This window comes from Ramlibacter sp. bp-362 (assembly GCF_054956735.1).
Genome location: NZ_JBUDXE010000001.1, coordinates 381,845 through 394,432, shown reverse-complemented (window position 1 = coordinate 394,432; position 12,588 = coordinate 381,845). Strand labels below are relative to the sequence as shown.

The 12,588-nt window shown below is 71.9% G+C and carries 9 protein-coding genes and 2 pseudogenes; 6 read left to right on the top strand and 5 right to left on the bottom strand.

Annotation, left to right across the window (positions count from 1 at the left end; genetic code table 11):
• Positions 1–38 precede the first annotated feature (38 nt).
• Positions 39–713, top strand: coding sequence for a response regulator (locus ACY0MJ_RS01975; protein ID WP_462636582.1), 675 nt, complete (start codon positions 39–41; stop codon positions 711–713).
• A gap of 50 nt (positions 714–763) precedes the next feature.
• On the opposite strand, the gene ACY0MJ_RS01970 is transcribed toward ACY0MJ_RS01975, so the two are convergent.
• Genes ACY0MJ_RS01970 through ACY0MJ_RS01955 form a run of 4 tightly spaced genes read right to left on the bottom strand, consistent with a single transcriptional unit; the run spans position 764 to position 7,145 of the window.
• Positions 764–3,439: a response regulator gene (locus ACY0MJ_RS01970; protein WP_462636581.1), complete on the bottom strand. Its 2,676-nt coding sequence runs from the start codon at positions 3,437–3,439 to the stop codon at positions 764–766.
• 32 nt (positions 3,440–3,471) lie between these two features.
• A complete protein-coding gene (locus ACY0MJ_RS01965; protein WP_462636580.1) occupies positions 3,472–3,909 on the bottom strand; it encodes a PPC domain-containing DNA-binding protein in 438 nt (145 codons plus the stop codon).
• Between the two features lie 21 nt (positions 3,910–3,930).
• Positions 3,931–6,102: an amylo-alpha-1,6-glucosidase gene (locus tag ACY0MJ_RS01960; RefSeq protein ID WP_462636579.1), complete on the bottom strand. Its 2,172-nt coding sequence runs from the start codon at positions 6,100–6,102 to the stop codon at positions 3,931–3,933.
• Between the two features lie 5 nt (positions 6,103–6,107).
• Entirely contained in the window at positions 6,108–7,145 is a 1,038-nt protein-coding gene (locus ACY0MJ_RS01955; RefSeq protein ID WP_462636578.1) for a glycosyltransferase family 4 protein, read from the bottom strand.
• 150 nt (positions 7,146–7,295) lie between these two features.
• Between ACY0MJ_RS01955 and ACY0MJ_RS01950 the strand changes: the two genes are divergently transcribed.
• The 5 genes and pseudogenes from ACY0MJ_RS01950 to ACY0MJ_RS01930 form a co-directional block, all read left to right on the top strand.
• The gene (locus ACY0MJ_RS01950; protein WP_462636577.1) at positions 7,296–7,988 is read left to right on the top strand and encodes a dienelactone hydrolase family protein; all 693 of its coding nucleotides are present in this window, start codon (positions 7,296–7,298) and stop codon (positions 7,986–7,988) included.
• Positions 7,989–8,085: 97 nt separating this feature from the next.
• On the top strand, positions 8,086–8,517 hold the full coding sequence (locus tag ACY0MJ_RS01945) for a plasmid stabilization protein (protein ID WP_462636576.1): 432 nt from the start codon (positions 8,086–8,088) through the stop codon (positions 8,515–8,517).
• A gap of 76 nt (positions 8,518–8,593) precedes the next feature.
• Positions 8,594–9,280 carry a hypothetical protein gene (locus ACY0MJ_RS01940; RefSeq protein ID WP_462636575.1) on the top strand — a complete coding sequence of 229 codons (687 nt, stop codon included), beginning with the start codon at positions 8,594–8,596 and terminating at the stop codon, positions 9,278–9,280.
• A gap of 114 nt (positions 9,281–9,394) precedes the next feature.
• Positions 9,395–9,596: pseudogene (locus ACY0MJ_RS01935) on the top strand (IS5/IS1182 family transposase); the annotation flags it as partial.
• Position 9,597: 1 nt separating this feature from the next.
• Positions 9,598–9,865 (top strand): annotated as a pseudogene (locus ACY0MJ_RS01930) (transposase); the annotation flags it as partial.
• Between the two features lie 144 nt (positions 9,866–10,009).
• Here the strand turns inward: ACY0MJ_RS01930 and ligD are convergent.
• Positions 10,010–12,583 carry a DNA ligase D gene (gene ligD, locus ACY0MJ_RS01925; protein ID WP_462636574.1) on the bottom strand — a complete coding sequence of 858 codons (2,574 nt, stop codon included), beginning with the start codon at positions 12,581–12,583 and terminating at the stop codon, positions 10,010–10,012.
• Positions 12,584–12,588 lie beyond the last annotated feature (5 nt).

The following is a 12,588-nucleotide window of genomic DNA, read 5'->3' as shown; positions in this document are numbered from 1 at the left end:
GTAGACTGGGGCTTCCAACCGGGGTCCCAACGACAGTGATGAAGAAGATCCTCCTGGTCGACGACGACGAGATCGTCCGGACCGTGTTCACCCAGCTGGTGGCGGACGAGTGGGAGGTGCTGCCCGCCGAGGACGGCCAGCAGGCCTGGGAGATGCTGCTGGCCGGCACGCGGCCGGCGCTGTGCTGCTCGGACCTGATCATGCCCCGGCTCGGCGGCCTGGGGCTGCTGCGGCGCACGCGCGAGCACCCGGCGCTGCGGCACCTGCCCTTCATCTTCATGACGGCCGCCCCCGACGCGGCGACGGTGCAGGCCGCGGCGGAAGGCGGCGCCAGCGCCTTCATCATGAAGCCCTTCCTGCACGCGCAGGCCAAGGCGGCGATCGCCGCGGCGTTGCGCCAGGAGCGCGACAGCCGCAGCGAGCACTACCTGGTCACGCGGCGGCGCCTGCAGGTCGAGCTCGACGAGCTCGCCGCGCGCATGAAGAAGCTGCACGAGGATGCGCTGGACATCGGCGCCGGCGGCGGAGCGGCGGACGCCGCCAAGCTGCGCGCGCTGGCGCAGGGCTGCGGCGAGCTGGGCTTGTGGCGCTGCGGCGCGCTGGCCGAGGCGGCGGTGGAGGCGCCGATGTCCACCGAGGAGCGGCAGCTGGTGATCCACGAGGCGGCGGCGTTGATCCAGGACCAGCTGGAGGAGATGGCGAACCTGAGCTGAGGGCGCAAGCCCTCACCCCCGCCCTCTCCCGCGAGCGGGAGAGGGAGCATTCAGGTGGGGGCGATGCGCAGGGCGGCGAGGTGGTCGCGCAGCCAGGCGATGCGCGCGTGCAGGGCTTCGCGGCTGGCGTGCAGGGCTTCGGCCTGCAGCCTGCGGTTCTCGCGGGCGGCGCGGTCCAGGCCCATCATGGCCAGGCTGCCGCTGGCGCGGTGGGCCAGGAAGCGCAGCCGCTCGCGGTCGCCGGCGGCAAGCGCGTGTTCCATCGCCTGCACCGTGTCGCGCTGCGCGAGCAGGAACGCGGGGTACTGCTCCTTCCACGCCGGATCGACGATCACGGCGCCGTCCTCCCCCAGCCGCGCGAGCGCGGGCACGGCGACATCGTCCACGGCGGCGTCCTCCGGGCGCAGCGCCCGCAGCAGCGCCTCGGCGGAGACGGGCTTGGACAGGAAGCTGTCCGCGCCCGCGGCCAGTGCGTGCTGCGCCGACGCGGCGTCCTCGTTGCCCGAGACCATCACGATGCGGCAGCGGGGCCGGCCCTGCGTCCTCTCCTGTTCGCGCACCCAGCGGACGGTGGCGATGCCGTCCTGCACCGGCATCTCCATGTCGATCACCAGCCAGCGCGGCCAGCGGCGCAGCATCGCCTGCGCGGCCGCCTCGCCGTTGGCGGCGGTGTCCACCACGAGGGAGGCGGGCAGCAGGCGGCGCGTCACCAGGCGCGCGTTCTCGTCGTCGTCCACCAGCAGCAGGTCGCCGGCCAGCGTCTCCTGCGGCGCCGCCGCCTCCAGCGGCTCGTGCGCGGGGCCGGGCTGCGTGCGCGGCGCATCGCCCTGCGCGCGCGGCAGCGTCAGCGTGATGGTGGTGCCCTCCTGCGCGCCGGTGCGCATGTGCAGGTCGCCGGCCTGCGTCCGGGCCATCAGGCGCGCCGAGTAGGTGCCGAGGCCGGCGCCGCCCTTCTTGCGCGTCACGTACTTCTCGAAGAAGCGTTCGGCGACGTCCGGCGGGATCGCGCCGGGGTTGTGGATCGCGAGCGAGACCGCGTCGCCGCCGGCCAGCGTCAGGCGCACCTGCTGGCCGGCGCCCGCCGCCTCCACCGCGTTCTTCACGAGGTTGGCGACGATGGAATAGCACAGGAGCTCCTCGCCCAGCACGAGCGCGCGGTCGCCGGCGGGCCGCTCCAGGTGCAGCCGCACGCCGTGCGCGTCGGCGTAGGGGTGCAGGTCCAGCAGCACATGGGATGCGACTTCGCCCAGGTCCACCGCCTGCGGCCGGAATTCGTAGGTCCCGGTCTCCATGCGGAACAGGCCCAGCGACAGGTTGACCATCTCCAGCATGCGCAGCGCCGAGCGCTGCAGCACGCCGGCCAGTTCCTGCTGCTCGGTGCTCAGCTTCTCGTCCTCGCCCAGCAGGCGCGCCGCGCCCAGGATGCTGTGCAGAGGCGTCTTGAGGTCGTGGCGCGAGATCCGCTCCACCTCGTCGCGCAGGCGCGCGTTCTCCTCCAGGGCCTGGCTGCGTTCCTCCGCGTTGAGCGCGCGGCTCAGGCGGCGGCCGAGCACCAGCGCGGGGGAGAGCAGGAAGAAGGCGAAGCCGATGGGGGTGAACTTGCGGTCCGGTCCGGGAACGTCGATGAGGATCAGGTCCACGAAGAAGGCGACGAGGATGGCGAGCATCCCGGCCAGCAGGATGCGCGCGTCCACCGGCGAGCGCGTGCGCGCGCGCACCATGCTGGCCGCCACGTAGAGGCCCACCACGATCGCGACCAGCTGGCCCGGCACCGCCACGTAGGAATAGATGGCCGGCGGCAGCACGAACACCGAGAGCGCCGCCAATCCCAGCGCCGCCACCACGCCCTGCGCGGCCCGCCGGTGGATCTCCTGCGGGAACAGGCCGCGCAGCGTGAGGAAGAACAGCGCCATCGCGCCGATCCACGACAGGTACTCGATGCGCATGTACACCAGCCAGGACAGCTCGCCGCCCAGGGGCCGCAGCATCAGGCGCTCGCCGATCATGTCCGTGTACACGGCCATGGCCACGCACGACAGGCCGTACAGCAGCGGCGTGCTCTCGCGCCGGCGCACCAGGTAGAAGATCAGCGCGACGACGCTGGCGAACAGGTAGGTCACCACCAGCGCCGTGTGGTGGATCAGGCGCGACTCGCGGGCCTGCGCCAGCACGTCGGCCGGGCCGGCGGACAGGGGCCGCACGAAGCCGCCGGCGCGGTGGTCGAAGTTGGCGATGTGCAGCGTCAGGCGCAAGGGGCAGTCGAACTCGTGGGTGATCGGCACGCGCGTGGGCACGGCCGCCCAGGTCTCGGCGGCGCTGCGCCCCGGCACGCCGTGCGCCGCCACGGCGATGCCGTTGATGAACAGGCGCGAGGCCGTGCGCTGGGGCAGGGCCTCGATGGCCAGCGACTGGCCACGCGGGCAGTCCACCCGCAGGAAGTAGCTGCCCCAGCCGTCCTCGCCGCGCGGCTTGCCGTCGGGGCCGGCATCGTTCCAGCTCGATGGCACCCGCGCCGTCGCGCGGCCGGGGAGCTCCTGCCAGCGCGGGTCCACGAAGCGGTGCCAGGCGAAGCCCCAGTCGCCGCTCAGGTAGACGGGCTCGTCGCCGATCCGGGGCAGGACCAGCGTGCCGCCGGCGGCGAGCGGCCGGCCCCAGGCCGGCGCCAGCGCCGCGGCCAGCAGGAGGAGGAGGATCCAGGAAGCGCGCCAGCAGGCTCCGAACGGCATGCCGGGAGTTTAGGGGCGGCGGGCCGCCCGCTTCACGCCGCCGGGTCGATCAGCGCCAGCCCTGTCTCCGGATCGCACACCTTGCGCAGGTAGCCGGGCGACTCGATCAGCAGCACTTCCAGCGTCGGCCGCACCCGCGCTTCGAGCAGGTGGCCGCCCACCGTGCTGCCGTCGCGGCGCCCCAGGACGGCGTGCGCGTGCACCTTGGGCTTCGCGCCATCGAGCGCGATGTCGCCGTTGATGGACAGCACCTCCACCTGCTCCTGCACCGGGATGCGCAGGTAGTCCTTGCGGTCCCAGTCGAAGTAGCCGAGCACGGCGTTCTCCAGCGCGCCGATGGCGCTGAAGCGGCTCGCCTGCAGGCCGTTCTCCTCGGCGAAGCGCTGCAGCGCCGCCATCACCTCGTCGCCATGCACGAACACCAGCGCGAACGTGCGTTCGGGGCCGTCCTTCAGCAGCTTGGATTTCATGCCGTCGATCCTCTCCCTTGCTCAGGCCAGCGCCGTCACGCGCACGCCCCGGTCCTTGCGCAGCACCTGCACGCCCACGCTGTGCTCGTGGCGGTGCAGCAGCAGCTCGCAGCTGGCGCCGGGCAGGCCCAGCTGCTCCACGCGCAGCCATTCGATGAAGGCCGGCAGGCGCGGCGTGCGCAGCTTGATCTCGCCGATGCCGGAACACACGTCCAGCCCCAGGCAGGCCTGCAGCAGCGCGAAGGGCGCCGCCGCCGCCCAGGCCTGCGGCGCGCAGGCCACGGGGTACAGCGTCGGGCCGCCGCTGCCGCGGCGCGGGAAGCCGCAGAACAGCTCCGGCAGCCGGTGCAGGTCGAAGTGCAGGCTGGACTCGAACAGCGCGCCCATCAGGCGCATCGCTTCCTCGGTGCGGCCGTAGCGGGCCATGCCGATCGCCGCCAGCGCGTTGTCGTGCGGCCAGATCGAGCCGTTGTGGTAGGACATCGGGTTGTAGCGCGGCTGCCCTTCGGCGATGGTGCGCACGCCCCAGCCGCTGAAGAAGGCCGCGCCCATCAGGCCGTCGACGATGCGCTGCGCATGGTCGGGCGCCGCGATGCCGCTCCACAGGCAGTGGCCCACGTTGGACGAGAGCACACGGCAGGGCTTCTTGTGCCCGTCCAGCGCGAGCGCGTACACGCCCAGCTCGTCGCACCAGAAGGCCGACTGGAATTTCTGCTTGAGCGCTTGCGCCTCGCCGGCGAGCTTGCGCGCCAGCGCCTCGTCGCCGAGCGCCTGCGCCACTTCGGCGATCGCCTGCTTGCCCTGGTGCACGTAGCCCTGCACCTCGCACAGCGCGATCGGCGCCTCGGCCATGCGGCCGTCGGCGTGGAACACGGAGTCGTGCGAGTCCTTCCAGCCCTGCTGGGCGAGGCCGTCCTTGCTCCTGCGCGCGTACTCGACGAAGCCGTCGCCGTCGAGGTCGCCGTACTTGTCGATCCACAGCAGCGCGGCCAGCACGTTGGGCCAGATGCTGCGCAGGAAGGCCTCGTCGCCGGTGCGCTTCCAGTACGCCGCCGCCAGCACCAGGAACAGCGGCGTCGCGTCCACCGTGCCGTAGTAGCGCCCGAAGGGGATCTCGCGCGTGCGGGCCATCTCGCTGGCGCGCGCCTCGTGCAGGATCTTGCCGGGCTCGGCGTCGCGCGAGGGGTCGCTCTCCGTCGCCTGCGTCTGCGCGAGGAAGGCCAGCACGCCGCGGGCGAGCCCCGGGTCCACCCACAGGTACTCCATCGCCGTCAGGATGCCGTCGCGCCCGAAGGTCGTGGCGTACCAGGGCACGCCCGCGAAAGGATAGGGGCCGGACGCGAGCTGCGTCGTGAGCATGTCGAGGTCGGAGACCGAGCGCTCCAGCCACAGGTTGACCAGCGGGTTGGAGGTCTCCACGCGGCAGCGGCCGCGGTCCTGTTCGCGCCGGGCCGCCGCGTTGGCGTGGACCGCGTCGACCCAGGGCTGGACGGCCGGCGGCGTCTCTTCATCGGTCTCGCAGGCGACCGTGACGTACAGGTGCGCATCCGCGCCGGGGTCCAGCTGCAGCTGGAAGGTCGCGCGGCCCGCGTCGAGCGTCGCCGGCTTCGGGTCGAAGAGCACGCGGGTGCGGCGGCGCAGTCCGTCCAGGCCCTGGTAGGGCAGCACCAGGCCGTCGGCCGTCACCTCGGGCGGCAGGCGCTCGCCGCGGCGCTGGCGCTGCATGCCGCGGATCTCGAACAGGTCCACGAAGTCGGCCTCGAAGCCCATCTCCACGCGGAAGCTCGCGCTTTCCTCGCCGTGGTTGCTGAAGCGGACGTGCTCGTGGCAGGCGCCGTTCCAGACCAGCTTGGCGCGGAAGATGTGCAGCGTGCCCTTGGGCAGCACCAGCTTGCCGTCCACCGTCACGTCGGCGTTCATCAGGTCGATGGCCAGCAGGCTGCTCGCCTCCTCCACGAAGGAGCCCAGGAACAGGGGCCGGGCGCCGGCGATCGTCAGTTCCTGGTAGGAGAGGAAGCGGGTGTCGTCGTGGTACAGGCCCTGCTGCCCGGGCGCGAGCGCCGCGACGTCGCCGAAGCGGTCGAACAGCGCGAAGGTGCGGTCGTTCTTCAGGACCTGCGGGTGCTCCTCCGGGTGCGCGAAGGTCGCCAGCACGTACCACTTGTCGTCGACCTGGATCTTCCTGCGGGCCATGGCGTTCAGGCGGCGACGCGCGCCTCGGCGAGGTTGCGGTACAGCGCCAGGTAGTGGCGGGCCATCACGGGCGCGCAGAAGCGCCGCTCGAAGACGTCGCGGCAGGCGCTGCGCCGCAGGCCGTCCACCTGGCGCGCGGCGGCGATCGCCTGCTGCTGGTCGTGCACGATGAAGCCGGTGAGGCCGTGCTCCACCAGCTCGGGCACCGCGCCGTGGCCGTAGGCGATCACCGGCGTGCCGCAGGCCATCGCCTCGATGATCACCAGGCCGAAGGGCTCGGGCCAGTCGATCGGCGTCAGCAGCGCGCGGGCGTTGCCGATGAAGTCGTCCTTGGCCTCGTCGCCGATCTCGCCGACGAAGGTCACCAGCGGGTGGTCGAGCAGCGGCTCGATCTTCGCGTCGAAGTACGCGCGGTCGGCGTCGTCGACCTTGGCGGCGATGCGGATCGGCGTGTCGCAGGCGATCGCGATCTCGATGGCCCGGTCGCAGCGCTTCTCCGGCGAGATGCGGCCGACGAAGGCGAAGTAGTCCTGCGGCTGCGGGTGGAAGCGGTACAGGTGCAGGGGCAGGCCGTGGTAGACCGTGCCGAGCCAGTTCGCGTCCAGCAGCGGCGTGCGCTGGCTGCGCGAGATCGACACCAGCGGGTGGCGGCGGAAGCGCCGGAACAGCGGCTTCAGGTCGGGCAGGTCGAGCCGGCCGTGCAGGGTGGTGAGGCTGGGCGTCGCGCACTGCACGGCCACCGGCAGGTGCACCGTGTCGATGTGGAAGTGGATCACGTCGAAGGACGCGCAGAGCTCGCGCACCCGGTCGACCATCAGCGTGTGCCAGATCACCGGGTCCGGCCGCGCCGGGTTGAGCCGCAGCGCGCGGTCGACCACGGGCACCAGGCGCGCCGTGGTGCGCGAGTCGCCACTGGCGAACAGCGTGACCGCGTGGCCCATCTGGACGAGGGCCTCGGTGAGGTAGTGGACGACGCGCTCGGTGCCCCCGTACGCCCGCGGCGGGACGCTTTCGAACAGGGGGGCGACTTGCGCAATTCTCATCGTTGCAACGCGGCGGGGGCGCCGCGCCTGGGCCATTCCGGCGGGGGATGCCCACAGGCTACGTCCGCCGCCGCGTCGCAGGTGTAGGACGCGTTCTTCGCCGACAGCGCCCGGGGCTCGCCGCGCCTAACTTGGAATCCGGAGGTCGCGATGCCAACCCAGCTGGACTCCATCCTCGAGCGCGAAGTGCGCGTCGCCTGCGGGCCCGTGGAGCTCGTCGGCGACCTGGCGCTGCCGCCGGGCTTCGCCGGGCTCGTGCTGTTCGCGCACGGCAGCGGCAGCGGCCGCCACAGCGCGCGCAACCGCCAGGTCGCCCGCGAGCTGCAGGAGACCGGGATCGCCACGCTGCTGTTCGACCTGCTCACGCTGGAAGAGGAGAAACGCGACCTCGTCACGCGCGAGCACCGCTTCGACATTCCGCTGCTGGCCGGACGCATGGAATGCGCCACGCAGTGGGTCAAGGCGCAGCCGCCGCTGCAGCATGCGCGCATCGGCTACTTCGGCGCGAGCACCGGCAGCGCCGCGGCGCTGATCGCCGCGGCCCGCCTGCCGTCGCTCGTGGCGGCCGTGGTTTCGCGCGGCGGCCGGCCGGACCTCGCCGGCCCGGAGGTGCTGGCCCACGTCGCCGCGCCGACGCTGCTGGTCGTCGGGGGGGAGGACCATGGCGTGATCGGGTTGAACGAGGATGCCTTCCTGAAGCTGCGCTGCCGCAAGGAGATCAAGCTGGTGCCCGGCGCCACGCACCTGTTCGAGGAGCAGGGCGCGCTGGAGCACGTCGCGCAACTCGCCGCCGGCTGGTTCACGGAGCATCTCGCCGGCGACGCAGCGCCCCCGCGCCGCTGACGCGCGGCCGTCCTACCCGAAAGTCATCGTCCGCCGACAAGACGTGGCTGCCGCCGCGCTAGGCTGCACTGCACCGCAATCCAACCAGGAGACCGCCATGCCCAGAGGTTCCAGCCCGAAGCGCGAACGCCAGTACGAGCACATCAAGGACAGCTACGAGAAGCGCGGACAGGGCCGGCGCGCGGAGGAGATCGCCGCGCGCACCGTGAACAAGGAGCGGGCGGAAGCGGGCGAGACGAAGGGCTCGCGCAAGTCGTCCTCGCGGTCGAAGTCGTCTTCGAAGCCGTCCGCTTCGAAGTCGTCGTCTTCCCGGCCGTCCTCGTCCAAGTCCTCTTCTTCGAAGTCTTCGTCCTCCCGGTCCTCGTCCTCCCGCTCGTCGAAGCCCAGCGCCTCGCGCGGCAGCAGCGGCCGCGCCGGCGGCAGCGGCGGGCGCACCCGCCAGCAGCTGTACGAGGAGGCCCGCCGCAAGGGCGTCGAGGGCCGCTCCAGCATGAACAAGGCGCAGCTGGAACGCGCGCTCAGCCGCTGAGCGCATCCGCGGCCCGGCGGCCGGTCCTGCGGACCTGCGTTTGACAGCCGCCGTCCCGCTCGCCTACGCTCGCCGCATGCCCGACACTGCCGCTTCGCCGCGCGCAAGCGCGCCTGCCAGCCCGGCCGCCGAGGCGGCCCGCTATGCGCTGCTGCGGCGGCTGGCGCCCTCCATGCGCCATCACCTCGTCGTGAACCTGCAGCCGATCGGCATGATCTGCGAGGTGATGGAGCGGCGCCTGCGCGCGCCCGCGCCCGACCTCCCGCACGTGCAGGACAGCGCGGGCAAGATCAACGGCTTCGCCAAGGCCGCCCTCGCGGCCTGCATCGACGTGGTCGGCTGGCTGGCGCCCGACGAGAGCCCCACGACGCTGGAGGCGGCGCTGCGCGAAAGCTCCAGCCTGCTCGCCACCAGCCTCGGCTTTCGCGGCTATGCGCTGCGCTACGACGCGTCCGGCGCGGCGGGCTCGGTGCGGCGCGCGTCCATCCGCAGCCTGTTGCCCGCCGCGCTGATCCACTGCACCGACGAACATCCGGCGCCGGCCGAACTGCTGGTGCGCTGCGCGGGCGACGCGGACGCCGCGCTGGTGCAGGTGAGCGTGCACCCCACGCAGGGCGGCCAGGCCATGGCCGCGGAGCCCGGCTACCGCAAGATCACCTGGGCCGACGTGCAGGCGCTCGCCGACGCCGAAGGCGTGCAGCTGCAGCGCGACAGCGCGTGCGTGTCGCTGCGCTTCCCCTGGATGCCGCCCGCGGGCGCCTAGAAGCCTGGGCGGCAGAGCGGCTGTTTCCCCCTCTCCCCCTGGGAGAGGGCTGGGGTGAGGGCATCAGCCGCTGAGCGGCGTCGTCCGTGGCGGCAAGTGCTTCGTTGACGGCGCATGCCCGCCAGCTACTTGCCCTACGAGCCCGACCAGGATTTCCTGTTGCCGCCTTCGCTCAGCGAGTGGCTGCCCGGAGGACGCCTGGCGTATTTCATCAGCGACAGTGTCGATTCTCTGGATTTGTCCGCCTTCCATGAGCGCTACGAACAGGCGGCCCGCGCAACCAGCCGTTCCACCCCGGATGATGGTGAAGGTGCTGCATGGGACGCGAGGGCAAGAACCAGGTGAGGTTCCATGCGCAGCGCAAACCCTACTCGGCGCTGATGGCCGCCCAGGTCCGCAGCGCTGAAGGACAGGCTGCGTACCGCAAACGCAAGTGGATAGCCGAGCCGCCAAACGGCTGGATCAAGAGCGTGCTGGGATTCCGGCAGTTCAGCATGCACGGGCTGCACCGGGTGACAGCAGAGTGGAAGCTGGTTTGCCTGGCCCCTGAACCTCAGAAGAATGTGCGCGATGGCTTCCTGTTAAACAGGAAAGGCTGAAAAGCGGCTCACCCACGGAAGTTCAAGCGGCCACGCAGACCTCCAACAGCGCGAGTCGTGACGGAGCGCCCCCACCCCGACCCTCCCCCAGAGGGGGAGGGAGCCTCAAAGTGCTCTGCCGCCCAGGCTCCTAGCGCTCGAAGCCGAGCTTCTTCATCGCGGCGGCGAGCGTCGCGCGGCTTTTGGCGTAATCCTCCCAGGGCGCATTGCCCTGGTCCAGCCGGGTGTGCACGCTGGCCACCGTCCAGTGCGCGCCGCTCTTGAGGCCGGAGAGCTCGTCCCAGCGCACGGGCACCGAGATGCCCAGGCCGGGGCGGGCCCGCGCCGACCAGGCGCACACCGTCGTCGCGCCGTAGCCGTTGCGCAGGTAGTCGATGAAGATGCGGCCCACGCGGTTCTTCGCGCCGCTCTTGGCGACGAAGCGGTCGGGCAGCGTGCGCGCGAGGTGCTGCACGACCGCCTGCGAGAAGTCCTTCACCGTGTCCCAGTCGAACTGCGGCTTCAGCGGCACCACCACGTGCAGGCCCTTGCCGCCGCTGGTCTTGAGGAAGCAGGGCAGCTGCAGCTCCTCCAGCATCGCGCGCACCAGCTGCGCCGCTTCCTGGATCTGCGGCCAGCCGACGCCTTCGCCCGGGTCGATGTCGAAGGTCATGCGGTCGGGGCGGTCGATGGTCGGCACCACGCCGTTCCAGGTGTGTACCTCGATGACATTCATCTGCGCCGCCGAGAGCAGGCCACGGAGCTCGGCGATCTTCACCATGGGCGGATGGCCGGGGAAGATCTTCGGGTCCAGCGACTCCACGCCTTCCATGCGGTAGCGGTCCAGGTGCTTCTGGAAGAACAGCTGGCCCTCGATGCCGTCCGGCGCCCGCACCATCGCGATCGGCCGGTCGCGCAGGTGCTCCATCATCAGCGGCCCGACCAGCGCGTAGTAGCGCACCAGCTCGATCTTGGTGATGCCGCTCTGCGGGTCGACCACGCGCTCGGGATTGCTCACGCGCAGGCCCGCCGGCAGCGCGCTGGCGGCGGCGGGAGCGCCCGCGGGCGCGGCGGCCGGCGTGGCGACCTTCTTCTTCGCCGGCTTGCGCGCCTTCGCCGGCTGGTCGGCCGGCGGCTCGTGCAGCACGGGCTCGCGCGAGATCCCTTCGGCCGGCTTGTCCGAGCGCAGGCCGTGGAAGACGGAATGGCGGACCTTGCCGTCGCGCGTCCACTCGCCGAAGGAGACCTCGCAGACCAGCTCGGGCCGCACCCAGTGGGCCTGGCGCGGCAGGCCGGTGCCGCTGTCGAAGGGCTTGCGCCCGGCCGCCAGCGCGTCGAGCTGCTTGCGCAGCGCGCGCAGCGTCTGCTCGTTGAAGCCCGTGCCCACGTTGCCGGCGTAGCGCAGCTTGCCGTCGTCGCCGTGCACGCCCAGCAGCAGCGAGCCGATACCGGTGCGCGCGCCCTGCGGGTCGGTCCAGCCGCCGATCACGAACTCCTGGCGCAGCTTGCACTTCAGCTTGATCCAGTCGCTGGAGCGCCGGCACACGTAAGCCGAGTCGCGCCGCTTCGCGATCACGCCTTCCAGGCCGAGGCGGCAGGCGGAGTTCAGCAGCTCGCCGGGCGGGGCGTCGAAGACTTCGCTGAAGCGGACGTTCGCGTGCGGCTTGCGCTCGACGATCCGCTGCAGCACGGCGCGGCGTTCGGCGAGCGGCACGTCGCGCAGGTCCTGCCCGGCGCAGTAGGGCAGGTCGAACAGGTAGTAGACGATCCGCTCGGTGTGCGCCGAATCGAAGGCGCGCTGCAGCGCCTGGAAGTCCGCCGGCACGTCCGCGCCCGGCATGATGATCTCGCCGTCGTACCAGCCGTCCGGCAAGTCCATGGCGCGCAGCGCCTTCAGCAGGCCGGGCAGGCGGGCCGTCCAGTCGTTGCCGTTGCGGGTGACGAGCCGGATGTCGCCGCCTTCCACGCGCGCCAGCATGCGGTAGCCGTCGAACTTGATCTCGAAGATCCAGGCGTCAAGATCGTCCGGCGGTTCGTCCACCAGCACGGCCAGTTCGGGCTGCAGGTTCTCGGGCAGGGCGGCCGGCCGCGCGCCGGCGGGCGGGCCGCTGCTCGCGGCCACCGGCGCAGCGGCGCGGGCGCCCGGCGCCGGCACGGCCTGGGGCCGGTCGGCGAGGGACTGCACGCTGTCGGGCATCTCGTCCACCACGCTGAATTCTGACGCGGGAAGGGCGAAGCCGTCGCGCTCCTTGATCAGCAGCCAAGGATCCTCGCGGCCGTTGCCGCGGCCCTTCATGCGCACCAGCGTCCAGTGCCCGTGCAGCTTGTGGCCGCGCAGCTCGAACTTGAGCTTGCCGTCGCGCCAGCCCTTGTGCGGATCCTCCAGCGGGATCCAGGTGCCCTTGTCCCAGATGATCACCTTGCCCGCGCCGTAGTTGCCGGCGGGGATGGTGCCCTCGAAGCGGTTGTACGCGATGGGATGGTCCTCGGTGGGCATCGCCATGCGCTTGTCGTGCGGGTCGTAGCTGGGGCCCTTGGGGACGGCCCAGCTCTTCATCGTGCCTTCCAGCTCCAGCCGGAAGTCGTAGTGCAGCCTCGTGGCCCAGTGCTTCTGGACCACGAAGCTGCGCGCGGACTCGTTCGCCTCGCCGCCCTCCGCCGGTTCCGGCGTCGCGTCGAAGTCGCGCTTGGCGCGATAGGTGCGGAGGGCGGACTTGTCGCTCAACGCCG

Excerpts from the sequence above, each read along its gene's own strand:
- ACY0MJ_RS01975 (WP_462636582.1), top strand. The coding sequence starts at position 39 with ATGAAGAAGATCCTCCTGGTCGACGACGACGAGATCGTCCGGACCGTG.
- ACY0MJ_RS01970 (WP_462636581.1), bottom strand. The coding sequence starts at position 3,439 with ATGCCGTTCGGAGCCTGCTGGCGCGCTTCCTGGATCCTCCTCCTCCTG.
- ACY0MJ_RS01965 (WP_462636580.1), bottom strand. The coding sequence starts at position 3,909 with ATGAAATCCAAGCTGCTGAAGGACGGCCCCGAACGCACGTTCGCGCTG.
- ACY0MJ_RS01960 (WP_462636579.1), bottom strand. The coding sequence starts at position 6,102 with ATGGCCCGCAGGAAGATCCAGGTCGACGACAAGTGGTACGTGCTGGCG.
- ACY0MJ_RS01955 (WP_462636578.1), bottom strand. The coding sequence starts at position 7,145 with ATGAGAATTGCGCAAGTCGCCCCCCTGTTCGAAAGCGTCCCGCCGCGG.
- ACY0MJ_RS01950 (WP_462636577.1), top strand. The coding sequence starts at position 7,296 with ATGCCAACCCAGCTGGACTCCATCCTCGAGCGCGAAGTGCGCGTCGCC.
- ACY0MJ_RS01945 (WP_462636576.1), top strand. The coding sequence starts at position 8,086 with ATGCCCAGAGGTTCCAGCCCGAAGCGCGAACGCCAGTACGAGCACATC.
- ACY0MJ_RS01940 (WP_462636575.1), top strand. The coding sequence starts at position 8,594 with ATGCCCGACACTGCCGCTTCGCCGCGCGCAAGCGCGCCTGCCAGCCCG.